21 protein-coding genes and 1 other RNA gene are annotated in these 25701 nt (G+C 72.3%); 18 read left to right on the top strand and 4 right to left on the bottom strand.

The features are described 5' to 3' along the window. The first annotated feature begins 8 nt into the window (after window positions 1-8). The 7 genes from ACWDX9_RS09895 (at window position 9) to ACWDX9_RS09865 (ending at window position 7455) form a co-directional block, all read left to right on the top strand. Window positions 9-1886, top strand: coding sequence for a penicillin-binding transpeptidase domain-containing protein (locus ACWDX9_RS09895; RefSeq protein ID WP_449951235.1), 1878 nt, complete (start codon window positions 9-11; stop codon window positions 1884-1886). 289 nt (window positions 1887-2175) lie between these two features. After that, window positions 2176-2559: a transfer-messenger RNA gene (gene ssrA / locus ACWDX9_RS09890) on the top strand. 226 nt (window positions 2560-2785) lie between these two features. Continuing rightward, window positions 2786-3160: a hypothetical protein gene (locus ACWDX9_RS09885; protein WP_449951232.1), complete on the top strand. Its 375-nt coding sequence runs from the start codon at window positions 2786-2788 to the stop codon at window positions 3158-3160. A 166-nt stretch (window positions 3161-3326) separates the two neighbouring features. After that, window positions 3327-4163, top strand: coding sequence for a hypothetical protein (locus ACWDX9_RS09880; protein ID WP_449893926.1), 837 nt, complete (start codon window positions 3327-3329; stop codon window positions 4161-4163). Beyond that, the gene (locus ACWDX9_RS09875; protein WP_350728460.1) at window positions 4160-4765 is read left to right on the top strand and encodes a hypothetical protein; all 606 of its coding nucleotides are present in this window, start codon (window positions 4160-4162) and stop codon (window positions 4763-4765) included. Before ACWDX9_RS09880 ends, ACWDX9_RS09875 begins: the two co-directional genes overlap by 4 nt. A 150-nt stretch (window positions 4766-4915) precedes the next feature. Next, window positions 4916-6295 carry a hypothetical protein gene (locus ACWDX9_RS09870; protein WP_449951229.1) on the top strand — a complete coding sequence of 460 codons (1380 nt, stop codon included), beginning with the start codon at window positions 4916-4918 and terminating at the stop codon, window positions 6293-6295. After that, window positions 6292-7455, top strand: a complete 1164-nt coding sequence (locus ACWDX9_RS09865; RefSeq protein ID WP_449951226.1) for an ARPP-2 domain-containing protein — start codon at window positions 6292-6294, stop codon at window positions 7453-7455. Before ACWDX9_RS09870 ends, ACWDX9_RS09865 begins: the two co-directional genes overlap by 4 nt. On the opposite strand, the gene ACWDX9_RS09860 is transcribed toward ACWDX9_RS09865, so the two are convergent. Beyond that, complete coding sequence (locus ACWDX9_RS09860; RefSeq protein WP_449951223.1) at window positions 7400-7807, bottom strand: hypothetical protein; 408 nt, start codon at window positions 7805-7807, stop codon at window positions 7400-7402. The genes ACWDX9_RS09865 and ACWDX9_RS09860 overlap by 56 nt on opposite strands. Window positions 7808-7906: 99 nt before the next feature. On the opposite strand from ACWDX9_RS09860, the gene ACWDX9_RS09855 reads away from it, so the two are divergent. From ACWDX9_RS09855 to ACWDX9_RS09835, 5 genes are all read left to right on the top strand, one after another. Continuing rightward, a complete protein-coding gene (locus ACWDX9_RS09855; protein ID WP_355190880.1) occupies window positions 7907-8869 on the top strand; it encodes a GlxA family transcriptional regulator in 963 nt (320 codons plus the stop codon). Window positions 8870-8911: 42 nt separating this feature from the next. Then, window positions 8912-10552: a serine/threonine-protein kinase gene (locus ACWDX9_RS09850; RefSeq protein WP_449951221.1), complete on the top strand. Its 1641-nt coding sequence runs from the start codon at window positions 8912-8914 to the stop codon at window positions 10550-10552. 13 nt (window positions 10553-10565) lie between these two features. Further along, window positions 10566-13358 carry a BTAD domain-containing putative transcriptional regulator gene (locus tag ACWDX9_RS09845; RefSeq protein WP_449951218.1) on the top strand — a complete coding sequence of 931 codons (2793 nt, stop codon included), beginning with the start codon at window positions 10566-10568 and terminating at the stop codon, window positions 13356-13358. Between the two features lie 73 nt (window positions 13359-13431). Then, window positions 13432-14016, top strand: a complete 585-nt coding sequence (locus tag ACWDX9_RS09840; protein ID WP_449951215.1) for a hypothetical protein — start codon at window positions 13432-13434, stop codon at window positions 14014-14016. Beyond that, window positions 14000-14542 (top strand): OmpA family protein, encoded by a 543-nt coding sequence (locus ACWDX9_RS09835; protein ID WP_449951213.1) that lies wholly within the window; start codon window positions 14000-14002, stop codon window positions 14540-14542. Before ACWDX9_RS09840 ends, ACWDX9_RS09835 begins: the two co-directional genes overlap by 17 nt. A 146-nt stretch (window positions 14543-14688) precedes the next feature. On the opposite strand, the gene ACWDX9_RS09830 is transcribed toward ACWDX9_RS09835, so the two are convergent. Next, complete coding sequence (locus tag ACWDX9_RS09830) at window positions 14689-15759, bottom strand: S1C family serine protease (RefSeq protein WP_449951210.1); 1071 nt, start codon at window positions 15757-15759, stop codon at window positions 14689-14691. A gap of 18 nt (window positions 15760-15777) precedes the next feature. Then, entirely contained in the window at window positions 15778-17208 is a 1431-nt protein-coding gene (locus tag ACWDX9_RS09825; RefSeq protein ID WP_449951207.1) for an AMP-binding protein, read from the bottom strand. An 80-nt stretch (window positions 17209-17288) separates the two neighbouring features. On the opposite strand from ACWDX9_RS09825, the gene ACWDX9_RS09820 reads away from it, so the two are divergent. After that, window positions 17289-18350 (top strand): hypothetical protein, encoded by a 1062-nt coding sequence (locus tag ACWDX9_RS09820; RefSeq protein ID WP_449951204.1) that lies wholly within the window; start codon window positions 17289-17291, stop codon window positions 18348-18350. 62 nt (window positions 18351-18412) lie between these two features. After that, window positions 18413-20590 (top strand): acyl-CoA dehydrogenase, encoded by a 2178-nt coding sequence (locus ACWDX9_RS09815; protein WP_449951201.1) that lies wholly within the window; start codon window positions 18413-18415, stop codon window positions 20588-20590. A gap of 3 nt (window positions 20591-20593) precedes the next feature. Here ACWDX9_RS09815 and ACWDX9_RS09810 read toward each other — a convergent pair whose 3' ends face one another. Then, the gene (locus tag ACWDX9_RS09810) at window positions 20594-22456 is read right to left on the bottom strand and encodes a hypothetical protein (protein WP_449951199.1); all 1863 of its coding nucleotides are present in this window, start codon (window positions 22454-22456) and stop codon (window positions 20594-20596) included. Window positions 22457-22610: 154 nt separating this feature from the next. On the opposite strand from ACWDX9_RS09810, the gene ACWDX9_RS09805 reads away from it, so the two are divergent. The 4 genes from ACWDX9_RS09805 to ACWDX9_RS09790 all read left to right on the top strand — a co-directional run. Further along, complete coding sequence (locus tag ACWDX9_RS09805; protein ID WP_449951197.1) at window positions 22611-24203, top strand: hypothetical protein; 1593 nt, start codon at window positions 22611-22613, stop codon at window positions 24201-24203. A 103-nt stretch (window positions 24204-24306) separates the two neighbouring features. After that, the gene (locus ACWDX9_RS09800) at window positions 24307-24441 is read left to right on the top strand and encodes a hypothetical protein (RefSeq protein ID WP_318787313.1); all 135 of its coding nucleotides are present in this window, start codon (window positions 24307-24309) and stop codon (window positions 24439-24441) included. 8 nt (window positions 24442-24449) lie between these two features. Then, the gene (locus ACWDX9_RS09795; protein ID WP_449951194.1) at window positions 24450-25247 is read left to right on the top strand and encodes a glycosyltransferase; all 798 of its coding nucleotides are present in this window, start codon (window positions 24450-24452) and stop codon (window positions 25245-25247) included. Further along, a partial coding sequence (locus ACWDX9_RS09790; protein ID WP_449951192.1) for a glycosyltransferase family 4 protein occupies window positions 25244-25701 on the top strand: 458 nt, incomplete at its 3' end. The genes ACWDX9_RS09795 and ACWDX9_RS09790, both read left to right, overlap by 4 nt.

The following is a 25701-nucleotide window of genomic DNA, read 5'->3' as shown; positions in this document are numbered from 1 at the left end:
CGCACCCCATGACACGCGCTCGCCGCATCCTCTCCGCGGCCGCCACCCTGGCGGTCGCGAGCACGACCCTGACCGGCTGCTTCGAGGAGCCCTCACCGCACGACGCGGTGCGGGACTTCCTCGTGGGCTGGCAGTCGGGCGACTACGAGCTCGCCGCCGGCCGCACCGACGGCGATCAGGCCACCGTGCGCAAGACGCTGTCCGACGCCAAGCTGGAGCTCGACGCGGCCTCCTTCCGCTTCAAGATCAAGAGCCTCAGCATGACGGGCGAGGAGGCGAAGGCCGACTTCCGCGCCGAGGTCGACCTGGGGGAGAACAACCCCCTCTGGGAGTACGACGGGCTGCTCCCGCTCCACCTCGTGGACGGCACCTGGAAGGTGCGCTGGTCGCCTTCGGTGCTGCATCCGCAGCTCAAGGAGGGGCAGCGGTTCGCCGTCGACACCGACCCGAGGCCGCGCAAGCCGATCGTCGACCGCACGGGCGAGCCGCTGCAGGGCAACACCGTGTTCTACAGCGCGGGCGTCTACCCGGCCAAGCTCGGCGACAAGGCGGAAGAGGTCGCCGCCAAGCTGTCCAAGATCACCGACTACGCGCAGGACCGCCTGCTGAGCCGCATCAGGTCGTCGCCGCCCGACAAGTTCGTGCCGCTGGTCACGTTCGGCCGCTCGCGCTACCAGACGATGCAGTCGAAGCTCGACGCCATCGACGGGATCGAGACCGTGCAGCAGGACCAGCCGGTCAACCCCGAGCCGCCGCAGCAGATCGTCGGCAGCGTCAGCGCGCTCACCCCCGAGACCGAGCAGAAGCTCGGCGGGCCCGAGCGCGCCGGTGACTCGGTCGGCAGGAGCGGCCTCCAGCAGGCCTACCAGGACTACCTGACCGGTTCGACGCAGACCAAGGTGATCACGCTCGACCTGAAGACCGGCAAGCAGGTCGCCCTGCTGAAGGAGTGGCGGGGCCGGGAGAACGTCTCGGTGAAGACCACCATCGACCGGTCCGTCCAGGCGGCGGCCGAGCAGGCGCTGGGCGACACGGAGGCGAGCCTGCTGGTGGCGGTGCAGCGCGACACCGGTCAGATCCTCGCGGTCGGGTCCCAGGGTGAGCTGACCCGGCAGAAGGACCTGAACCAGGAGATGGGCGCGCTGGCCGGCCGGTTCCCCGCGGGCACGGCGTTCTCGATCGTGGCCGCGAACGCGCTGCTCAAGAAGGACGTCAGCCCGCAGCTGCGGCTGGCCTGCCCGGACGAGCGCACGGTCGGCGGCGCCAAGTTCGTGCAGGCCGCGGAGCCCACCGGGGTCACACCCTCGGCCACCTTCCAGGAAAACTTCGCCAAGGGCTGCGTCACCGCGCTGGCCTCGCTGGCCCGCCGCGTCACGGCCGACGACCTGTCCGGGAGCGCCAAGGCGTTCGGCGTGGGCCAGCCGTGGCGGCTGCCGCTCAAGTCGTTCAGCGGCGCGGTGCCGCAGCTGGCCGGCGACGCCGACAAGGCCAAGGCCATCGCGGGCCAGAACGTCGAGGTCAGCCCGCTCGGCATGGCGCTGGTGGCCGCGGCGGTCGCCTCGGGCACCTGGCGCCCGCCGGTGCTGGTCACCGACCCCAGGTCGCCCGACCCGACGGTGGAGGCCGCGCAGGCCCCGCAGCCCGCCCCCGTACCCGTCGACCCCAAGGTCCTCGCGACGCTGAAGCGGATGATGGCGGCCGGGGCCACCGGCACGCCCGCCCAGGCGGGCAAGGGCAGGGTCTACGGCGTGACGGCCACGGCAGGCAACCAGCTGAAGTGGTTCGTGGGCTGGCAGGGGGACGTGGCGGTCGCCGTGCTGGCGCGCAACCACGACGCCGGAGCGGTCGCGGGCGGCTTCTTCTCGGCCCTCCGGAACTCTCCGTGAAATTGTTGTCACGCTGAGCAACCATTCGAGGGTCCGGCTGCGTCTTACTGAGTGACTGGACCCGCTCGGGGGGTTGCGGATCCAGTCGCCGTGATGAGATCAGGACTTCATCTCGGGGGAAGTCCTGCCGTCCGGACCGGCTCGACCCTGCCGGTCGGCCCCCGGGAGCGCGAGCCGCTGAGCCGCGCTCCCGGGGGTTTCGTCATGGGGAATCAAGTTGGCGTTGGGGGCGTTGTTCCCTGTAGATTCTTGTTGCTCACCTCTTCGGAGGTGTGTTGACAACTGCACAGGGGGTGACTGGCTTCGACTTCGACTTTGCAAGCCAGGTGAAGCGGGCCGAGGACTGCGGACATAACCTCGTTAATCCTGTGACCGCAAACAACAAGTGCCAATTCTAAGCGCACTGTGGCTGCCCAGGATTCCCTGGGCCTCGCTGCCTAAGTAGCGAAACCACTGTCAGCCCGGGAGTGCCTTCGGCCCGGTGTCTGGCATCGTTAGAAGGCTCAACCGCTCGACCCGGCCACGGGGGAGAGCGGGAAATCTAACAGTGGCTGAGCCCGTCGGCGACTCGCCTGCGTGATCGCCGGGGCTGAGAAAAGCACAGCAGGCTGCGCCCGGAGAAGCCCTGACTTGGGGTTGAAGGACGCGGGTTCGATTCCCGCCACCTCCACACCATCAGACCGCCTCTGATCTGCCGAGACCCCGGCAGGCAGGGGCGGTTTTTTGCGTTCAGGGGCCCCCAACGTCCTCAGGCGCCTCAAGGTCCTCAAGGCGGCAAGGGCGTTGTCAGAACGCAGGGCCTGATCGCCCGCGTCCGCGAGCGCTTCGCCCGCGTCCGCGAGCGCTTCGCCGGCGAGCCGGCGCGTCGCCGTCTGGCCGAGCACCCGGAGGAGTTCACGGTGCGGCATGCGGTGTGGGTGATCGGGCCGGACGCCGATGAGCTGGGCACCCTGCTGGACGGGCCGGTGCCGGGTTTCCACGCGCGGGCGATGGCCGCGCTTCCCGGGAGTCCGGCATCCGGACGGCGCGGGATGCGGTTGCAGGCCACCGTCGCGCTCACCCCGGAGCTGCCCGAGCCCCTGCGGGCGCTGCCCGAACAGGCAGCGGCCGGGCCCGTCCCGTACGACGGCGGCCATCTGGCGGGGGTCGTCCACGAGGTCGTCCCGCCCGATCCCGAGGCTCCCGAGGTGCTGGAGGCGGCGCGGGACGCGGCGTTCCAGGCGTGGCTGGACGAGCGGCGGCGCACGTCGGAGGTCCGGTGGTTCTGGCTGTGAGAAGGCGCCCGCGGAGCGCCGGCGCTCACCCTCGCTGACAACATTTGGTACCGCTGACACCGCAGACCGTAACCAACGCGTGTTTTACATGTGCTTAGGTGGGTCTCTGACATTTTGCGGGCCGGAGTGAGGGTAAAGGGTGTCAAGGTACGGCTGGCGTCACTCGGTGTTCGCGCCTGTGGTGGGTGTGGTGTTCTCCGCGCTGCTGATGGCGGCCGGAATGGTGGAGGCTCTGCTGGTGTCCGTGGGCGCGACCACGGCCCCCGTGGCAGCGGAGCTTGTGGTCACGCTGATCATCGCGGTGTTCCTGACCGCGGTGCTCAGGATCGTCAGGGCCGTTCCGGACATCCGGCGTGAGAACGCCGCGACTGCTCGGGCCGTGTCGAACGTCCAGGCGGTGAAGCCGACGGACGACACGCTGGTGGCGCGGCGGCTCAAGCTGTTCAGGGAGGCGGCCGAGGCAGGGAACGACTGCGAGGCGGTGCTGAGCGCGCGGTCCGCGCTGGACGAGAGCGAGATGGCCAACAAGCACCATCTCGACCACGCGCTCATCTGGGCGCTGCCGGTCTTCGGGTTCATCGGCACCGCGCTGACGATGGGCGCGATGGTCAACTCTTTCTCGAACGCCCTGGACCGCGAGGGTGACCCCGGAGTGCTGATCGCCGCGCTCAAGCAGCACGTGCTGCCCGAGCTGGCCTCCGCGTTCGGCGTCACGCTGATCGCGCTGTTCCTGAGCGTGCTGGCGTTCAGCGCGATGGCCCTGGTCGAGCGGGGCGAGCGGGCCAACGTGGTGGCCGCCGACGAGGTGTTCCTGATCTACATCGCGCGGCTGCCCGCCAAGCAGGCGGCCCCCGCGATGCACGGGCTCACCCAGGAGCTGGCCCAGTCCAGGGGCCGGACCGAGGAGCTCGTCAAGGGCCTGGACGCGCTGCGTACGGCGGTGGAGCGGCTGAGCGCGGCCGAGAGCCGCCCGCAGAAGTACACGCTGGTGAGGGAGCCGTGAGGCGGCGGCCCGCCCGATCGTTCGCCCCGCCGCTCGATCTGCGCTTCATCGACCTGTTCATGGCCATCGTCCTGGCGCTGTCGTTCGTCGCGATCATGCTGACCGTCGTGGCGCGGATGCTCCCGACGGACACCCCCGCGACTCCTCCGCGCCAGGAGAGGAGCGTCGCCCAGCTGAAGAAGCAGCTCGACGCGGCCGTGGAGGCCAAGCGGAAGGCCGAGACGGAGCTGGCTACCACGCAGCGGCAGATCGCCGACCAGACCGCCTTCGCGCTGCCCTGGTGGCTGATCGGGTTCTGCGCCCTGCTCGGCGTGCTCGCCGTCTTCATGGGCTGGCGGATCCGGCTGTGGAACAAGGGGAACCTGCCGCGCCTGCGAAGCTGGCTGCTCGTCACCCTGGTGGTGGCCGTGGTCACGGCGGTGATCAGGTCGCTGAGCGACGGCGACGGCTATCTGCTGCTCGCCGAGATCCCCTGGTGGGCCGCCGACGCGCTCTGTCTCGGGCTGATGCTGGTCTCGTACGTGCTGATCTCCGTCATCCGGGAGAACCACACCACGCTCGGCGAGATCAAGGCCCGCTCGGCGCGCACCGAAGCCCGGTAAATACCGTCGCATCGGTGCGAAAGGCCCGGTAAGGTCCGGACCAGACTGGCCGCGGGACTCAGGTACGACTTCCGGAACCCGCCTGTACAGCGATGCTTCGCAGCTCGTGCCCCCATTCCCCGGCCAGTCCGCCGACCCCCGGGGGAGCCCATGGAGACCTACGCCGACCTGATCGGGTGCGAGGACGTCCTGATCTTCGCGAACGCGGCCATCACCTCCACCGGCCAGCGCGAGTTCCACGGCACGGCCGGCGAGCAGCGGCTCTCCCTCGACTTCCTGCACCGCTACGTCCAGGGCAACTATCCCGACCTGTACGCCGCCGCGCTGGCGCTCGACATCAACGACCACAACGCCGCCCTGATCATCGCCAACCTGCTGAGCGGGCGCGCGGGCGACGGCCGGCTGATCGCCTGGCGGCTGGAGCGGATGAGCCCGCCGAGGGTCTACCGGCTCTTCCGGCGTCTGCGCCGCGACGGCGTCAACAACCGGCGCACCAGGGCCGTCGTCCGCGACTGGCTCACCGGCCGCCCCGACCTGGCCTTCGACGCGGTCAAGTACCGCGCGCAGGTGAAGTCGGCGGTGCGCCACGCCCACCTGCGACTGCCGGGAGAGCTGGGCGACTTCCTGTTCGCGCCGTTCAGCCGGGCCCGCTACGAGACGCCCGTCCTGGAGGCGTGGCGCCGCGCGCACTTCGACAAGAGCGCCCTGTACGACCTCCCGTACACCGTCGCCGAGGGGTTCGCCGCCCGCCACGGCATCGGCAGGGAGATCTTCCTGGAGCGCATCGCGCCCCGGCTGACCAGGCTGGAGCGCCTGCGGCTGACGGAGTCCGCGAGCCGGGACAAGGTGGACACCGAGGCGGATCTGGCCGCGATGCCGCTGGTCAGGCTGGCCTCGTACATTCTGTCGCTGCGTGCTGACGCGCGCGCGAGCCGTCGTGCCGAGCTGGTGGGCGCGCTGCGGGCGGCGGCGGCCCGCGTGGCCGGGGCGCGGGCGGGCACGTGGGGGAGCGTCGCGGCGGTGCTGGACGACAGCTTCTCCTCGTTCGGCTCGCCGGTGAAGCGCCGCCGGCCGCTGGCGGTCGCGCTCGCCTGCCACTACCTGCTGGAGGCCCTGGCCGGCGACTACCGCGGCCTGTGGCTGTCGCGCCGGACCGACCCGCTCCAGGTGCGGCCGTACGGGCCGACGCCGCTGGGGCAGCGGATCCTCGACGCGCTCGAACACCGGCCCGGCCTGCTCGTCATCGTCTCCGACGGCTGGGACAACGCGCCGCCGGGGCTGGCGGGCGAGGTGCTGCGCGTCTGGCGGCGCAAGCTCGATCCCGGAGGCGAGGTGGGCATCGTGCACGTCAACCCGGTCTACGACGCCGACCGGTTCGACGTGCGGCGGCTGTCGCCCATGGTGCCGACGGCCGGCATCCGCGACGCCGAGGACCTGCCCGCGCTGGTGGAGCTGGCCAGGTTCGCGGAGGGGCGCACCGGGCTCGGGGAGCTGAGGACGTACCTGGAAGATCGGGCGGCACGGCGATGACGGACCTCACGGGGCTGGACACCCGGCCCGCGCAGACCTGGGGAGGGCTGCGGCTGGTGCCGCTCGTGCGCCGCGAGCCCATCGAGGACCTGCGGCTGCACGCCAAGGTGTACGGCGACGAGCTGTCCATGGTCCACCTGCCGGACAAGACCCTCTACACGGCGTACGTCCCGCACGCCTTCGTCGCGTCGTGGACCGGCGACGGGACCCCGGCGGCGGCCTACGGCACGCAGCTCGGGCAGCCGCTGCGCCACATGTGCATCAGGACCAGGCGCAGGATGGCCCGGCGGGTGGACAAGAACCGGCTCCGGTTCCTGCCGCTGCACCTGGCCGTGGAGGGATACCTCGCGCTGCACTTCGGCGGCCCCGTGGTCGCGTGGGAGGAGTGGTCGCGGCAGGCGCTCGTCCACGGGCTGTCCCCCCGCTCCGAGGAGGCCTACGCCGGGGCGGAGGTGCGCGGGCTGGAGGACGCGCTCAAGATCTTCGAGATCTACCCCGGGCAGTGCGGGCTGCTGCTGTACGCCGGTGACACGCTGGCCAGTGCTTTCGTGGTGCCGCACCCGGAGGACTACCGGGCGCTGCACCCGACGCTGGTCCGCGACATGTACGGCGAGCTGATCCACGACTATGCCCTGTTCTACCCCGCCAGGGACTTTCCCGCGGTGATCGACGAGAGCGCGGTCGCCTCGCTGTCCGACCTGCGGGCCGAGGCCGTACGCGCCGAGCGGGACTGGGCCGGCTTCCACGACTCGGTGATGGCCGCGGGCCTCCTCCGCGCCCCCGCGCGGGTGGAGGAGGTCTACCGGATGGGCGGGTTCACGCTGAGCCGGTTCCTGCCCGCGTTCGAGCGGAAGAGCGAGAACCACATCGGCGAGATGATCACCGACGGGGACGGGCGGACGGCCTACCTGAAGACGTTCAGGCTGTCGGAGGCGCAGGTCAGGCGCGGTCACCTGCTGAGCACGCTGGCCGAGCACGACTGGAGCCTGCCCGCCGCCGCGGAGAGCCTGCGGGTGAGCGCCGCCGAGCTGGGGCTGCGGCTGGAGCGGGCCGGGTTCGGGCACCTGCTGCGGCAGGACGTCCTGGACGGCTACCGCAAGGCGCTCAGTGAGCGCAGCCGGCGTACTCGTCGAGGCGGCGCAGCATCGCCGCCAGCATGAGCGGGAGCATCGCCACGTGCGCCGCCGTCATCATGGTCCCGGCGTCGATGGCGCCCAGCCAGAGCAAGGGGAAGAGCGGCACCACCGGGACGAACATCGCGGCGCACATCTCCAGCGTCGAGGCCCAGCCGTGCCCGCGGATCCGCATCCACGCGGCCATGCCGATCGACATGTCGACCGCCATGAGCAGGTACGCGAGCTCGGGCTGCTGCTCGTGGGAGAAGCCGATCCCCAGGGCGGACTGCAGCATGCCGAGCGCGAACATGCCGACGAACATGGCGACGATCATCTCGACGTAATGAAGGGCGAACCTGCCCCAGCGGCGGCCGGTGCCGGTGTTTGTCGTTGTCATGCCTCGACTGTTCCGGGAGGGCCGCCGCGTGCCAAGGGAGGTGGGCCGAGGAGGTCCGGAAACTTGGGCTCTCTGTCCTTCGGCCCTACAGTCATGGCCATGGAGGTACGACGGGTCGTCGTCGTGGCGTACGAGGCGGTGGGGTTACTCGACGTCGCCTGCGTCACCTCGACGCTGGAGGAGGCCAACTGGCACGGCGCGGCGCCCTGCTACGAGGTGCGCGTGGCCACGCCGGGCGGGCACCCCGTCACCTGCGGCACCGGGCTGACCGTCCAGGCCCAGCTGGCGCTGGAGCGGATCCACGGGCCGCTCGACACGCTGGTGGTGTCCGGCGGGGTCGGCCATGACGACGCCGCGGCCAGCCCGCTGATCGTCGGCCACGTCCGCAGGCTGGCCCGCGAGAGCCGCCGCGTCGCCTCCGTCTGCACGGGCGCGTACGTGCTCGCCGCCGCGGGGCTGCTCGACGGGCGGCGCGCCACCACGCACTGGCAGCTGGCGCACGACCTGGCGGCCCGGCATCCCGCGGTGGCCGTGGACGCCGACCCGATCTTCATCCGCGACGGCAACGTCGCCACGTCCGCCGGCGTCACCGCGGCCCTCGACCTCACGCTCGCCTTCGTGGCGGAGGACAACGGCCCCGAGCTGGCCCGCACGGTGGCCCGCAACCTGGTCACCTACCTGCAGCGGCCCGGCGACCAGGCGCAGATGAGCATGTTCGTCAGCGCTCCCGTCCCCGCGAACAACCTGGTCAGGCGCACCATCGAGTACATCGCCGCGCACCTGCGCGACGACCTCACCACGGCCGCGCTGGCGAACGAGGCGGGGGTGAGCGAGCGGCACCTCACCCGGCTCTTCCTCCAGCACCTGCAGCTGACGCCCGGGCGATATGTCCGGCAGGCCCGCACCGAGGCCGCCGCGCACCTGCTGGCGTCCACGTCGCTGCCGATGGCGTCCGTGGCCGTGCGGTGCGGGTTCGGGACGGCGGAGACGCTGCGGCAGGCGTTCGTCGACCGGTACGGGATCCCGCCGTCGCGCTACCGGCTGACCCAGGCGGCCGGATGACCCGATCCGGGGAAATGTCGGGAGCTGGCTAGTCTGTCTGCGATGAACGAGGTCATTGGCGGGTACACGCTGCGGCGCCTGCTCGGGCGCGGCGGCATGGGCGAGGTGCATCTCGCCTCGACACCCACCGGTGGCCTGGCGGCGCTCAAGGTCATCCATCCGGCGCTGGCCCGGGATCCGGCGTTCAGGCGGCGCTTCGAGCGGGAGGTCGCGGCGGCCCGCCGGGTGGCCAGGTTCTGCACCGCGCCCGTGCTGGACGCGGGGATCGACGGCGATATCGCCTACCTCGTCACCGAATACGTCAAGGGGCCCGACCTGGCGCAGGCCGTGAACGAGCAGGGGCCGCTGTCGGGCGGGAACCTGGAGGCGCTCGCGGTGGGCATCGCCACCGCGCTGAGCGCCATCCACGGGGCCGGGGTGATCCACCGCGACCTCAAGCCGTCCAACGTGCTCCTCTCGCCGCTCGGGCCCCGCGTGATCGACTTCGGCATCGCCCAGCTCGTGGAGCACGACAGCTTGGTCAGCCAGGCGATACTCGGGACGCCCGCGTTCATGGCGCCCGAACAGGTGCGCGGGGAGCCGCTGACGCCCGCGGCCGACGTGTTCGCGTGGGGCGGGGTGATCGCGTTCGCGGGGACGGGGCGGCTGCCGTTCGGGGGCGGGGCGCCCGCGGAGGTGCTGTACCGGATCACGCAGGACGGGCCCAGGCTGGACGGGCTCGACGAGGGGATCAGGCAGGTCGTGGAGCGGGCGCTGGCCAAGGATCCCCGCCTGCGGCCGACGGCCCAGCGGCTGCTGGCCGACCTGGTCGGCGGCACCCGCCTGGCCACGGCCACCGAAAGGGTCGAGCGCACCTGGACGGGCACCACGACGGCCGACGTGCGCCCCGGACCCGACGTGCGGCCTGGACCCGACGTGCGACCCGGACCCGACCTGCGGCCCGCGTCCGGTATGCCGCCCCCGCCCGCGATGCCGCCCGCTCCGCCTGCGTCTGTGCCTGCCTCTGTGTCTGTGTCTGTGCCTGCGTCTGGGGCGAAGCCGAGGCGGAGGCGGTGGCCGTGGGTCGCGGGGGCCGCCGGGCTCGTGCTCGCCGTCGCTGTCGCCGCCGTGGCCGTGCCCGCGCTGTCGCAGGAGAGCTGGCCGTACGAGGCCGATTTCGGCGACTCCTGGGCGCTCGGCGCGTCGGAGGGCGGGAACGCGCGGCAGGCGGGCTCCGGCTACGAGCTGACCGTCAAGCCGGGCTGGCGGTTGTGGAAGTCGGCCCCCAGGCAGGAGCCGGAAGGCGGCGTGGTCGTCAGCGCGAAGGCCACCCTTGAGGAGGGAAACGGGGAGTACGGTGTGTGGTGCCACGGCTCGGCGCGCTCCGGCGATCGTTACGAGTTCGGGGTGAGCGGCTCGGGCAAGGTCACGATCGTCAAGCGCCGCACGGGCACCCGGGGCACGACCCTGTACGGCCCGGCGGACGCACAGGGCGCGGCCGTCAACCGCGTCGTTGCGGAGTGCGGCGAGAGCGGGGGCAAGGTGACGCTGCGCATGTGGCTGAACGAACGCCTGGTCGCGCAGGCGACCGACTCCGACGCGCCCTACGGCCCCGGCGAGTCCGGCGTCCACGCCGCCTCCGGCGCCACCGGGTCCGCGCGCGTCCGCTTCGACTCCTTCGCGCTCAGGCCGGCGGGCACGTGATGCTGAGAGGTGCGTGAGCGTGCGCTTCGGCGTGCTCGGTCCGCTGCGGATCGAGTCCGGTCAGGTGCCGGGACCGGCCAAGCACCGCACGTTGCTGGCCGCGCTGCTGCTGTCGGCCCGCGAGACGGTGCCGGTCGAGCGGCTGATGTCCGTGGTGTGGGACGACCGGCCGCCGGCCTCGGCGGGGTCGGTGCTCCGGGTGTACGTCAGCGCGCTGCGCAAGCTCGTGGACGGCATCCGTACGGTGCCGGGGGGCTACCTGATCGACGTCGAGCGGGACGACGTCGACTGCCACCGGTTCGAGCGGCTGGTCGGCGCCTCGCGGCAGGCCCGGGCGGCGGGCCGGGTGGCGGAGGCGGCCGACGGCTTCAGGGCGGCCTTGGGACTGTGGCGGGGTCAGGCGCTGGCCGACGTCGAGTCGTCCCTGTTGCGCCGGACGCACGCCGTACCGCTGGAGGAGCTGCGCCTGACCGCGCTGGAGGAGCGGGTGGAGCTGGACCTGCGGCTGGGCCGGGGTGCGGAGGTGATCGGGGAGCTGCGGGCGCTGGTCGGGGCGCATCCGCTGCGCGAACGCGCCTGGGTGCGTCTCATCGAAGCCCTCCACCAGGCGGGACGCCGGTCGGAGGCGCTCGGGGCCTACCAGGACGCGCGCCGGACGCTGGTGGATGAGCTGGGCCTGGAGCCGGGCGCCGAGCTGGCCGACGCTCACCAGCGGGTCCTGGCCGGCGAGGACCGCCCCGCGGCACCGGCCGGTGCCGACCGCGGCCCGGTCGACGAGCTGCCACCCGACATTTCCGATTTTGTCGGCCGATCGCCGGTACTCGACTGGATCGTCCGGACGGCCCGCGAGCACACTGCGGCCCCCGTGCACCTCATCCTGCACGGCCCGCCCGGCTGCGGGAAGTCGGCCGTCGCGGTGCACGCCGCCACCGGCCTCGAACGCCCGGACGGCCGGCTCTACGCCTCGCTGGGCGCCCGGCCGTCCGGTGCCGTGCTGGAGGACCTGCTGCGTTCGCTGGGCTGCCCGGACGGCGCGGTCCCGCCGGCGCCGGACGAGCGGGTGCGGCTCTACCGGAGCATGACGGCCCGCAAGCGGCTGCTCGTCGTGCTGGACGACGCCGCCGACGAGGCCCAGGTGCGGCCGTTGCTGCCGACCGGGCCCGGCAGCCTCACCCTGGTGACGAGCCGGTCGCCGCTGGCCGGGCTGGAGGCGGCGCGGGCGTACGAGATGGGGGTGCTCGACGGGGACGAGGCGGTGGCGATGCTCGGCGAGGTGGCCGGGCACGAGCGGGTGCGGGCCGAGCCCGGGGCCGCCCTGCGCATCGTACGGCTCTGCGGCCACCTGCCCCTGGCCCTGCGCATCGCCGGCTCCCGGCTGGCCAGGAAGCCGGGCTGGACGCTCGACCACCTGGCGGGCCGCCTGGGGGACGAGCGGCGCAGGCTCGACGAGCTCAGCGCGGGAGACCTCGCCGTTCGGGGCAGCCTCGCGCTCGGCTACCGGGGCCTGGCGGACCCGGAACGGCGGCTGCTGCGCGGGCTCGGCGCGCTGTCGGCGCCCGACTTCGCGTCGTGGGTGTTCGGCACGGACCTGGAGCCGCTGGCGGAGGCCGGGTTGCTGCAGTCGCGCGGCCTGGACGAGGCCGGTCAGGAGCGGTACGGCTGGCACGACCTGACCAGGCTCTACGCCGCCGAACGCCTCGCCGGGGAGGAAGGCGGCCCGGAACGCGTGCTGGCCGTCATCGCCGGCCCGATCCTCGAACGGACCCGGCAGGCCAGGGCCTCCCTCCTGCCCGCCGAGCCCGGCACCGGCCGCACCGAGGTCCACCTGCCCGGCACGGAGCGGCTGGAGACCGGGTGGCTGCGGCACGAGGCGCGCTGGCTGAGCGCCGAGCGCCGCTTCCTGGTGGCGACCGTCGGGGACTTCTCCCGCGTGGGCCTGCACGAGGCCGCCTGGCGGCTGGCCTTCTACCTCACTCCGCTGTTCGAGCTGGGCGCGCACCACGACGACTGGCACGCCACCACGGCGACCGGGCTGGACGCGGCCAGGGCGGCGGGCCACCGGCACGGCGAGGCGCTCCTGCTGCGCGGCCTGGCCGACCTGCACCGGGCCGAAGGGCGCACGGAGTCGGCGGCCGCGGCGCTGCGGGCGGCCCAGCCGCTGGTGGAAGGGCTGGAGCTGGCCAGGATCACGCTCCGGCTCGGGCTGGTCCAGGGCCGCCCGGCGGAGGCCGAGCAGGCGTTCGTACGGGCCCTGCGGGTCTTCGAGGAGGCGGGCGACCGGCGCGGGAGGGCCGATGCCTTACGGGCGCTGGGCGCGTTGCGCCGGGACGAGGGCCGGCTCGACGAGAGCCTGAGCGCGTACCAGGACCTCGGTGACCCGCGAGGTGAGGCGGAGGCGCTGCTGGACCTGGGCAGGCTGCACCTGGGCGGGGGCAGGCTCGCCGAGGCCCGCGGGTGCGTGGAGCGGCGGCTGCGGATCAACCGCCGCCTGGGCGATCGGCTGCCCGAGGCGGGGGCGCTGCTCGTCCTGGCCGAGATCGCCAGGGCGGAAGGCGCGCCGGGGGCCGCGGCCGGCTCCGCGAGGGAAGCGCTGGAGACGTTCGTCGCATACGGGGACCGGCGGGGCGCCGCGCAGGCCCTGATGGCGCTCGCCCGGGCCGCGCTGGACCTCGACGACATTGACGGAGCGGTTGAGGCGCTTACGCGTGCTATGGGAGAGTTTGACCGCCTCAGTGACGAGCAGGGCAGAGCCGAGGCCGACCGGCTCGCGCAGGAGGCCCGTAGACGGCGTGGCCCGCGGATATAGCGGACTATGCGGATCCTGAACGCCGCCTCCCTACGGTGAGGGCCACATCCCCGACAACGAAGGTGATCTCAGAATGCGAAAGACGATCGCGTTGGCTGTCGCGGCCGTCGCGCTGGCCGGTTGCGGTGCGCTCCCGGGACGGCAGGCCGGCGGTGGCGGCGAGGAGAAGCAGCCCCAGACCGTCGCGGAAACCACCACCGAACCCCCGGCCACCGCCGAAGCGACAGAGGCGCCCCCGCAGGAGACCAGGGCGATCGCCAGCCGCGAGGCCGACGTGTCCGCCGGCGGGCAGCACGGCAAGGCCCGCGCCGACATCCTCGGGCTCAAGCGCCAGGGCAGGACGGTCAGCCTCAACTGGTCGATCACCGCGCTCGACGGCAAGGTCAACGTCCACAACGGCATGGGTACGGCCACGCTCGACTTCACGGTGTCGGCCGTCTCCCTCATCGACCCGGTGAACGCCAAGCGCTACCGCGTGGCCCGCAACGGCACCGGCCAGGACGCGAAGTGCGTCTGCTCCGGCACCCAGGGCCAGTTCCTGGAGAAGGGACAGACGTCCACGCTGTACGCGGTCTTCGCGGCGCCTCCGGCGGACGTCACGAAGATCAACATCGAGATGCCCATGATCGGCGTGCTCACCGATGTTCCGATCTCTTAGCGTCGCCCTGGCCCTCGTCCTGTCGCCCACCCCGGCGCCCAGCGCGCCGTCCGACGCCGTGGGGGCGGTGGAGGACCTGGTGCTGCCCGTCGAGGACATCATCGGCGAGGTCGAGTCGCTGGACGGCACCGAGACCGAGACCAAGCAGGGGCGCCAGGTGACGGTCTCGCTCACCAGCGACGTGCTGTTCGCGCTGGACAAGTGGCAGCTGACCGCGAAGGCGAGGCAGCGGCTGCGGGAGGTGGCCGCGAAGGTGAACGCCGACGGGGCGGGCGGGGCGGTCAGGATCGAGGGGCACACGGACGATCAGGCGAGCGACTCGTACAACCTCGCGCTGTCGCGGCGGCGGGCGCAGGCGGTGGAGACGGCCATGCGCGGGCTGCTCACGGGTGCGGGGGTGAATCTGGAGGCGCGGGGGTACGGCGAGAGCCGGCCGCGGCGGCCCAACGTGGTGGGCGGGAAGCCGGTCGAGAAGAACCGGGCGCAGAATCGGCGGGTCGAGATCGTCTTCACCGCCAAGCAGTGACCCCCGAGGTCCCTCGGAGCCGCGGTGCGCTGAGGGCCCCGGTAAGGGCGACGGTGCTCCCGGCATGCGGTCCCTTGGGAGCGCTCAAGGGCTGACGGCCCCAGGAAGGGCGACGGTGCGGGCCGCAGGCGGGGTGCCGTGGGAAGTCAGTCGGTTCGGAGTTGGCCCAGAGTGACGGTGACCGTGCTCGTGGTGCCGTCGGAGTGTTGCACCCCGACCTTGGCCTGGTCACCGGGCCTGAGGGTGGCGAGGACCTCCGCGAGGGACGCCATCGTCGGAGTGTTCCTGCCGTTGATCGAGACGATCACGTCACCGGCCGCGATCCCCGCCTTGTCCGCCCCGCTGCCCGGCTCGACCCGGATGACGCCCACCCCGATCTCCTGCCCGTCCGTGCTGATCACCGTGCTGCCCTGGATGCCGAGCGCGGCCCGGTGGCTGTTGGTGACCTTGCCGTACCTGACGATCTGGGTGGCGATGTCCCTGGCGGTGTTGCTCGGGATCGCGAACCCGATGCCCGGCGCGGCGCCCCCGCCGAGTTCGGGGTCGGTGGCCGCGAGCGTGGGGATGCCGATCACGTTGCCCGACAGGTCCACGAGCGCTCCGCCGCTGTTGCCCGGGTTGATGGCGGCCGAGGTCTGGATGGCGCCGGCGATCGTGGCCCCGGGGGAGCCCGCCTCCTGAGGTTCGGAGACGGTACGGCCGAGAGCCGAGACGATCCCGTTCGTCACGCTGCCCGACAGGCCCAGCGGGTTGCCCATGGCGAGCACGATCTGCCCGACCCGCAGCTTGGACGAGTCCCCGAACCGCGCGGGCCGCAGCCCGTTCGGGTTGTCCACCTTGATCACCGCCAGGTCGCCCGCGTTGAAGGACCTGACCAGCTTGGCCGAGCGCGGCGGGCCGCCGGTGGCGATCGTGACCTCCATCTTGCCGGCCTGGCCGACGACGTGAGCGTTGGTGATGATGTGTCCCGCGGTGTCGAGCACGATGCCGGACCCGAGCCCGACCTTGGTGGTGATCTGGACGATGGACGGCAGGACGTCGGCGATGACGTCCTCGTACGCCGACTCCAGCGAGTGCAGTGACGGCGGCGAGGGAGAGGCCGTCGGCGAGCTGTGCGGGGTCGCGGTCGCCGGCGTGGCGCTGGACGTGGGGGGAGGAGCGCAGCCCGCGAGCAGCAGCACGAAAGCGGTGGCCAGTCCCGCGGCGATCCTCCTCATGGGAGGACTGTTCCCAGCTCAGCCCGAAAGATACGCTTCCCGCACGTTGTGCCTGCTCAGCTTGCCGGTCGGCGTGCGCGGCAGCGACTCCCGGTACTCGATCAGCCGGGGATGCTTGAGCCGGGCCAGCCGGGGCGCGCAGTGCCGCAGCAGCTCCGCCGTGAGCTCGTCCCCGGCCACCGCGCCGGCCGCCGGCTGCACGAGCGCGACGACCTTGTGTCCCCACTCCGGGTCCGGTACGCCGATCACGGCCACGTCCGCCACGGCGGGATGTTCGAGCAGCGCCGCCTCGATCTCGGCCGGGTAGATGTTGACCCCGCCGGAGATGATCAGGTCGGTCCGCCGGTCCAGCAGGAACAGGTAACCGTCGTCGTCGAGGTAGCCGATGTCCCCGGGCGTGTACGCCTGGCCGCGCATCGCCGCCGCCGTCTTGTCCGGGTCGCGGTGGTACTCGAACCGGTTGATCCCGCCGATGTAGACCAGCCCCGGCGAGCCCGGCCCCACCTCCTGGCCGTCCTCCCCGACGATCGTGAACGACATCCCGTCCAGCGCCCTGCCGACCGTGCCCGGCCTGGCCAGCCACTCCTGCGAGGACACCATGGTCGCCACGGCCGCCTCGGTGGACCCGTAGTACTCCCACAGGACGGGCCCGAGCCAGTCGATCATCGCCTGCTTGGTGGCCGGCGGGCAGGGGGCCGCCCCGTGGTACAGGTGGGTGAGGGACGACAGGTCGTACGACTCCCGATCCGGCACCCCCAGCAGCCGGTGGAACATCGTCGGCACCATGAACGCGTTCGTCACCCGATGCCGCTCGATCAGCCGCAGCGCCTCGACGGCCTCGAACCGCTCCGGCGCCACGATCGCGTGCCCGAACTGCAGCGCCATCATGGCCTGCCCGTACGGCGCCGAGTGGTAGAGCTGCGAGCACACCAGGTGCACCCCGCCGGACGGCAGCCCGAAGTGGCGCCAGCTCTTGCGCACGAGGATCGGGTACAGCTCCTCCGGCGTCAGGTCCAGCAGCCGCCGACGTACCCCTTTGGGGCGTCCCGTCGTCCCGGAAGTGTAGAGCATCATGGACCCGGCCCGCCGGTGCGGCGGTGCGGTGGCGGGCTGCCCGTCGGCGAGCTCGGCGACCGTGCGGGCATCCGGCGAGATCACCATCCCGGCTCCGCAGTCGGCCACGATGTAGTCGATCTCCTCGGCGGTGAAATGCCAGTTGACGGGCACGAGATAGGCGCCGGTCTGGTACGTCGCGAGCATCATGGTGAGGGCGTCGAGCCCGTTCTTCAGCACGGTGACGACGCGGTCGCCGGCGGCGACTCCATGCGCCGTCAGACCGTTGGAGACCTGGTTCACCCGGGCGAGAAGTTCACCGTAGGTGGCGCCGGTGTCACCGAGGAGCGCGGGACGTTCAGGGTCATGGGCTGCGATCTCGTAAAAACCCCTCATGTTCGCAGACCTTACAGAATTAGATTCTGCAGGGGTATTGGAGGAATTATCCAGCTCTCTTGTGACGTAACCTCATGGCCATGGCGGACGTCGGCGACAAGAGACCTTCATACGATTCACCCACCACTCCGTTCCGCAAGGTCGTCCTGCCTGCCGAGGAGACGGTCCAGATCCCCCGCCCGCCGGCGGCGGGTCCGTCCGTCCCTCTCAGGCCCCCGGCGGGCGGCCCGCCGGTGCAGCAGACCCCTCCCCAGCAGGCGCCTCCCCCGCAGCCTCCTGCCCAGCGAGGCGGTCCCGGCCCGCTCCCAGGCCCGCTCCCGCAGCCTCCGGTGCAGCAGCAGTCGCTGTATCCGCCCCCGTCCCCGCCCCTGCCCATCCCCAAGCCGCCGAGGCGCGGCATCGGCGACATTCCGATCAAGGTCGTCTATCTCCTCGGTGCGATCCTTGTCACCGTCCTCGCCGTGTTCCTGATCTTCGTGGTCTTCTCCGGCGACGTGCCCACCAACAAGTCGGCCGAGCCGGTGGCCTCCGTCGCCCCCGTGCCGAGCTCCGGCGCCCCTTCGGCGTCGGCCGCCCCGACCGCCACCGAGAGCCCGATCGTGCTGCCGCCGGTGCCGAAGAGCAAGGCGTACCCGACCCTGGCGGGCACCGCGGCCGTGGTCACCGGCATCATCAGCGACAAGAACGCCGGGATCAGCTACCCCAGGCTGGCCACGCCGTGGAAGGCCAAGTCGTTCCCGCCGTTCTCCATCGCGCAGCGCATCGGCAAGGTGGCCGTCCCGCACACGGTGGTCGCCTCGGCCATGTTCCCGGGTGACTCGCCCACGACGAAGCCCTCCAAGGACGCCGACTACCGCGAGCTGGCCACCCAGGCCGCCCGCTGGTCGCTCCGCACGCAGTACCCCGCGGGCGCCACGCTCGCCTGGACCGCCTCCCAGAAGGTCCCGGTCGGCAAGGGCTGGACGCTCGGCTACCAGGTCACCTACACCTTCAACGGCAAGCAGCAGGTCGCCCAGGCCATGGTGACGATCGTCGAGGTGGGCAAGACCAAGCCCGCGATGCTCCTGGCCTCCATCCCCGAGCCGAACAAGAAGCGCTGGGCGGACATCAACACCCTCGTCCAACGGGTTCGACCGCTCTAGGCCAGAAGCATCCTCTAGAATATGGTTCTAGGTATGGGTCGGACCTGGCATGGAGGATGAGCATGGCGATCGGGTTGAGCGAGGAGCACGAGGCGCTCCGTGAGTCGGTGAGCGGCTGGGCCGAGCGGAGCATCCCGTCCGAGCTGCTGCGTGCCGGGACGGAGGGGCGTCCGCCGTTCTGGGCGGGCCTCGCCGAGCAGGGGCTGCTCGGCCTGCACGTGCCCGAGGAGTACGGCGGCTCCGGCTACGGGCTGCTGGAGACGGCCGTGGCCGTCGAGGCGCTGGCCGAGCGCATGGCCCCGGGGCCCTACCTGCCGACCGTGCTGGCCAGTGCCGTAGTCAACGCCTCCAAGCGCCCCGAGCACCTCGAGTCGTTCGCCGACGGCACCCTCACCGGCGCCGTCGCCCTGAGCGGCTCGCTGACCGGCACCCGCACCGAGGACGGCTCCCTGGTCGTCTCCGGCACGGCCGACCCCGTGCTCGGCGGCTCGCTGGCCGACGCGCTCGTGCTGCCGGTCGCCACGGACGACGGCGAGGAGTGGATCCTCGTCGACGCCTCCGCCGTCACCGTCACCGAGGTCAAGTCGCTGGACCTGACCAGGCCGGTGGCCAAGGTGGAGCTGTCGGAGCTGGTGGTCCCCGCCGAGGGCATCCTGGGCGGCGTCCAGCGTCCCGACGTGCTGAACCTCGCCGCGATCCTGCTCGGCGCCGAGGCCGCGGGCCTGGCCTCGTGGTGCGTCACCGCCGCCGCCGAATACGCCAAGGTACGCGTGCAGTTCGGCCGCCCGATCGGCCAGTTCCAGGGCATCAAGCACAAGCTCTCCCGCATGCTGGTCGCGCTGGAGCAGGCCCGTGCGACCGTTTGGGACGCGACCAGGGCGGGCGGCAAGGAGTTGGAGTACGCCGCCGCCATCGCGGGCGTGATGGCCCCCGACGCCGCCGTCCAGTGCGCCAAGGACGCCATCCAGACCTTCGGCGGCATCGGCTACACCTTCGAGCACGACGCCCACCTCTACTACCGCCGCGCGCTCACCCTGCGCGCCCTGCTCGGCTCCTCGTCGGAGTGGGCGGCCAAGGTGACCGGGCTGGCCCTGGAGGGCGTCGCCCGCGAGATGCAGATCGACCTGCCCGAGGACGCCGAGGAGCTGCGCGAGTCGATCCGGGCCGAGATCGCGGAGATCGCCCAGCTGGAGGGCAAGGAGCAGAAGCGGGCCCTGGCCGACCGCGGCTTCGTCATGCCGCACCTGGCCCGGCCGTGGGGCCGCGACGCCAAGCCGCTGGAGCAGGTGCTGATCGCCCAGGAGCTCAGGGCCGCCAAGGTCAAGCTGCCCGCGATGATCATCGGCGCGTGGGTGGTGCCGTCCGTCGCCGCGTACGGCACCCGGGAGCAGCAGGAGCGCTTCCTGCCCAGGACGCTCAGCGGCGAGACGATCTGGTGCCAGCTGTTCTCCGAGCCCGGCGCCGGGTCCGACCTGGCCTCGCTGCAGATGAAGGCGGAGCAGGTCGAGGGCGGCTGGAAGCTGAACGGGCAGAAGATCTGGACCTCCGTCGCCCACGTGGCCGAGTGGGGCATCTGCATCGCCCGCAACTCCAGCGAGGGCTCCAAGCACCAGGGGATCACGTACTTCCTGGTGGACATGAAGGCCCCGGGGGTCACGGTCCGGCCGCTGACCGAGATGACCGGCGAGAACCTGTTCAACGAGGTCTTCCTCGACGACGTCTTCGTCCCCGACGACCTGGTCGTGGGCGAGGTCGGCGACGGCTGGAAGGTCGCCCGCAACACGCTCTCGAACGAGCGCGTCTCGCTGTCGTCCGGCTCCGGCGGCACCGGCGCGTCCGTACCCGACCTGCTGGGCCTGATCGGCCGCCTCGGCCGCGAGCTGACGCCGGCCGAGGCGCAGCAGGTGGCCGCGGTGGTCTGCGAGGGCCACTCGATCAACGCGCTGTCGCTGCGGGTCACGCTCAAGCAGCTCGCCGGGGCCGAGCCGGGCGCGGACGCGTCCGTACGCAAGCTGCTGTCCACCTCCCACGCCCAGCACGTCTCAGAGACGGCGGTGGACCTGCTGGGTGCGGCGGCGGTCGTGGGGGCCGACATGAAGCTCGGCGACGCGGGCTACTGGAACCGCGCGGTGCTCGCCACCAGGGCGATGACCATCTACGGCGGCACCACGGAGGTGCAGCTCAACATCATCGGCGAGCGCATGCTGGGCCTGCCCAGGGACCCCGAGCCCGGCAAGTGAGCGTCAACCCCCCACGGGCTGCGGGGGGACGGCGGTGGCGTTCGCGGCCGGTCTGGGGATGCCGACCCTGATCTCGCCGACGCAGGCGGACCGGCCGTCCAGGGTGCGCAGGACCAGGTCGGTCCCGCCGCCCTCGACGGCCGCGTACGTCGAGCCCAGGTCCTTGCCCGCGGGCACCCGCGTCTCGGCCCCGCCGAGCCGCACGGACAGCGTGGTCTCCACCGGGTTCAGGTAGCCGATCTGGGCCGTCCACGCGCCCTTGGGCAGGGACAGGGGAAGGCGGAAGCGGACCCCCGCGGGACCCACCCGCGTGCAGGGGGACCGCCCGGGGACGACGGCGCCCTCGATGGACACCGGGCGCAGGCGGCCCTGGTCGTCGAACATGAGCGGGCCGCTGACCGGCCCGTTCAGCCGGCCGGTCCAGGTGACCGGGTGCGCGGCGACGGGGCCGAGCACCTTGGACGTCAGCGCGTACCGGTAGAAGAACGTGGCCACGACCACCTTCGGCGGCACGTACGCGTCCACGATGACGGCGCCGGGCGGCGTGCGCTTGAGCGCCACCCGTGCCGTCTCCACGTAGCTCTTGACGTGCTGCCCGAGGGGCAGGCGGCCGTAGGCCGTCACCGACCAGATCGAGCCCGCCGCGACGACGGCGGCCAGCGGCACCCACACCAGCCTCAGCCGGGGCGCGGGGCGGAGCCAGGGTCGCTCCTCGTCCCGCAGCGGGATGAACGCCAGGCCGATCACCAGGGCCAGCACCATGGACGTGGAGGAGACGTAGCGCAGCTCGTAGCCGCCCAGGTCGGGGCCGAGCTGCTCGATGCGGCCGATCAGCACCGGCACCACGTCGGCGAGCAGCACGTAGCCGAGCAGGACCAGCCAGGCCAGCCAGGCCCGCCTGCGGTAGCGGATCGACACCGCCACGGCCACGACCGCCAGCCCGAGCGCGGCCCAGGCCAGAGCGGGCGGCGTGGCGGCGATGGCGTAGTCGTCCCCGATGGGCAGCCACTTCCACGGCCCGCCGAACGCGCCGGGCGCCAGCGAGCCCCACAGCAGCGTCCAGGCGAACCTGGCCGCGACCGACAGGCTCGGCAGGCTCGGCCGCACGGTGTCGTCCGTGAGCTGCACGGAGGTGAAGAGCTGCCGGAAGAAGATCACCGCGTAGACCGCGACCACCCCGGCGTACAGCACCCAGGCGGGCCACTGCCGGGGGCGGCGCAGCCACCCCACGCTCAGCGCGAGCGCGAGCACCAGGATGAACGGCGCCTTCACGAAGAAGGCCATGCCGGCCGCCGTCCACGCCGCGGCGGCCAGCGCGTGCCTGAAGCGGCCGGTCCGCGCATAGTGGACGTGCGAGCTCAGCGCCATCGGCAGCGCGATCTGGAACGGCAGCGTCTCGATCAGCACCGCCCACCACGACAGCGACGAGATCGTCATCGGGGTCAGCAGGTAGAACGCGAGCGGCACCAGGATGGCCGGGCGCGGCCCGAACAGCAGCCGCAGCAGCCGGAGGAGCGCCAGCCCCGCGGCGCCGAGCAACGTCATCGCCACGGCGTGGGCCAGCACGTCGTTGTAGACCCCCAGCCGGCCCAGCGCCCACTGGATCGCGAACGGCCCCGGCACGAGGTGGCCGTAGTCCACCCGCATGAGGTAGTCCCAGGTCAGGCCGTGCTCCAGGCCGCGGGCGATGAAGGTGAAGTCGTCCTGCCTGAAGTAGGAGCGCCGTACCAGGTCGAACTTCCAGACCAGCTGGACGGCCACCATGACCAGCCCGGCGGCCAGCACGGCGTCGCCGCGCGTCCACGGGCGACCTTCGGCGCCACGCGTCCGCGGGCGGCTCTCGGCCGTCGTCTCGCTCGTCGTCACCGGTCCCTCTGGCCCCGTCGCTCGCGTGGATCGGTCCCGCGCCGCTCCCTTGCGCGGCGTCGTGTCACCGAGAGAGCACCTGGATCTGCGGAAAGACTAACAATCGGGGGACATGCCGGGAATGTCTGTGGCTGGGTTGTGATGTCATAGCGGGATGCCGCAGACCAGGAGGGCCGGAGCAGCCTGCGCGCTGCTCGGACTCGTCCTGGGAGCTCTCGCACTGGGGCCCGGGCTGGGGTGGGGGTTCGTCCTCGTCCAGGACATGGTGTTCGTGCCGGAGCCGCGTTTCTCGCGCTTCACCTTCGGGCTGACCGGCGGGGCGCCTCGGGTCGTGCCGAGCGACGCCGTCGTGACCGCGGTGGCCTCGGTGGTTCCCGCGGAGCTGGTGCAGAAGGCGGTCCTGCTGGGGGTGTTCACGCTGGGCTGCGCGGGGGCGGGGCTGCTCGTCCCGTCGGCCGTGCTGGGGCCCCGGCTGGTCGCGGGAGCGTTCTACGTCTGGAACCCGTACGTCGCCGAGCGGCTGCTGATGGGGCAGTGGGCGCTGCTGCTGGGGTACGCCGGCCTGCCGTGGGTGGTGCGGGCGGCGTGCGCGCGCCGCCGCGTGGCCGTGGCGATGGTGCCGGCCGCGGTGGGCGGGTTCGCCGCGATGGCCGTCACCGCGATCACCGTCATCCCCTCGGCCTGGTACGCCCGGAGCGCGACCGCCGAGCACAGACGCCGGGTGGCGGACACCGTGCTCGCGGCGAGCCTCGTCCTGGCGTTCAGCCTGCCCTGGCTGGTGCCGGCGCTGGCCCGGCCGGAGGCGCTGAACGGGGACGGCGTGGGCGTGGACGCGTTCGCCGCCCGGGCGGACGGCCCCTTCGGCGCGGTGGTGAGCCTGCTGTCGCTCGGCGGGATCTGGAACGCCGGCGCGGTGCCCGCCGGGTACGACGCACCGGTCGCCGCCCTGGCCAGGCTCGTGCTGGTGGTCGCCGGGATCGCGGCGGTGGCGCGCGTCCGGGACCTGCCCGGCCGGGCGGGGCTCGCCGTGGCGTCGGCCGCCGGGTTCGCGATCGCCTGCCTCGGCGTCACCGCCGCCGGCCGGGCGGCGCTCAGGTGGCTGGTGGAGCTGTGGGGCGGGTTCGGGGTGCTGCGTGACGCGCAGCAGTTCCTGGCGCCGCTCGCGCTGCTGGCCGCCGTGGGGCTCGGCCTGCTCGCCGCGCGGGCCGCCGCCGAGGGCGGGCGCCTGGTGCCGTACGCGGTGTCGCTCCTGGTGCTGGCGCCGGTGGCGGTGCTGCCGACGCTGGCCTGGGGGGCGTTCGGCCGGCTGGAGGCGGTGGAGTATCCGCGCGGCTGGTACGAGGCCAGGGCGGCGATCCTGGCGGACGGAGCACGGGGGGACGTCCTGGTGCTACCGTTCGAGTCTTATCGCCGGTTCCCCTGGAACGGCGGGCGGGCGGTGCTCGACCCGGCCCAGCGCTTCTTCGCCGCGCCGGGGCGCGACGTGGTGGCCAACGACTCCGTGCGGGTCGGCAGCATGGTCGTCGCGGCCGAGGACCGCCGGGTGCGCGAGGTGGAACGCGTACTAGATGGATCTTCACCGGACCTGGCCGCAGCGGGCTTCCGGTACGTCGTGGTGGATGCGGGGACGGTCGAGGAGCGTGCCGGGTTCGCCCGGTGGGCCGAGGGGGCCACCCTGGTCGTCGATCGGCCTGAGCTGCGGTTGTACAGAATTCAAGCGCCTGCCGGGAACGATCACCCTACTTGATCGGCGACTTTGTGAAAATTCAGTCTGGCTACTAGCGAGTAAGGAGAATTGGTTCTAAGTTGGGTGCGCCCGGGTCATTGCCGCCTCAAAGGAGGAATTCCCGGTGATAAAGATCCTCTTAGCAGCGATCATTGGCGTCGCCCTGGCCGCACTGGTGGCGACCGTCACGACCGTGTCACTCACCGGTGCCACGGCGACACCGGTCAACCGGCCGCTCTACAACTACGGCGACCGGTAACACGGGCCATGCCGCCCTCCCGTCAAGGGAACGAGAGGACGAGCCGACCGACACTGCTTGAGATCATCGTTCCCGCGTACAACGAGGAACGGCGACTTCCTGGGGGGCTCCTGCAGCTGTGCGCGAAGCTTGCCCGCCTTCCGTTCCCGACAGCCGTCATCGTCGTGGACAACGCCAGCACCGACCGCACCGCGGAGATCGTCAGTACCTGGCCGCAGGAGCCGGTCCCGGTACGCCTCGCGCAGTGCCCCACGCCCGGCAAGGGCGCGGCGGTGCGCGCCGGGCTGCTGGAGACCACCGCGCCCTTCGTCGGCTTCTGTGACGCCGACATGGCCACCGACCTGCGGGCCGTCGAGCGCGCCTTCGGGCTGCTGCTCTCCGGCGAGCGCATCGTCATCGGCTCGCGCGCGCATCCCCTGGCCGAGGTGGAGCACCGGCACAGCCCGATCCGCGAGCTGGGCGCGTTCGGATTCCGCGCGCTGGCCAGAGTGCTCGTGCCCGGGGTGAGCGACACCCAGTGCGGGTTCAAGTTCTTCGACGGGCTGCTCGCCCGCGAGATGGCGGCCCGGCTGCGTACCGACGGCTTCGCCTTCGACGTCGAGCTGCTCGCGCGCTGCGTCGCGGACGGCGCCTCGGTCCTGGAGATCCCGGTGACGTGGCATGACGTGCCGGGCTCGCGGTTCTCCCCGGCCCGGCACAGCCTGGGCATAGTGCTGGAGCTCTGCCGGATCTGGGCGCGGCTGCGCGCGGAGTCGCGCGGCGCGCTCAGGGTGAAGCAACCGCTGGACTCCCTCGGATATCCGTGAACATCGCCATCGTCAACTGGCGCGACCCGTGGCATCCCGCCGCGGGGGGCGCCGAGGTCTACGCCTGGGAGCTGGCCCGGCGCTTCGCGGCCGACGGGGACCGGGTGTGGTTCGTCACGGCCCGAGCCCCCGGGCAGGCCCGCGAGGAGACCGTCGAAGGAGTGCGGCTGGTCCGCATGGGCGGGCCGTTCACGGTCTACCCCCTGGTGCTGCTCTGGATGTCGGTCCGGCGCAACCGCTTCGACGTGGTCCTCGACTGCCAGAACGGCATCCCGTTCTTCACGCCGCTGGTCGTGGGGCGGCGTACCAGGGTGTTGTGCGTGGTGCACCACGTGCACGACCGGCAGTTCGACGTGCACCTGCCGTGGTGGCTGGCCGCGCTCGGCCGGTTCCTGGAGGGGCCGGTGTCGCGGTGGGCGTACCGCGGGCGCGAGTGCGTGGCCGTCTCGCCGTC

This window comes from Nonomuraea sp. NPDC003201, assembly GCF_053590415.1.
The sequence above is the reverse complement of the archived record's forward strand: the minus strand, read 5'-3'. Positions and strand labels throughout refer to the sequence as shown.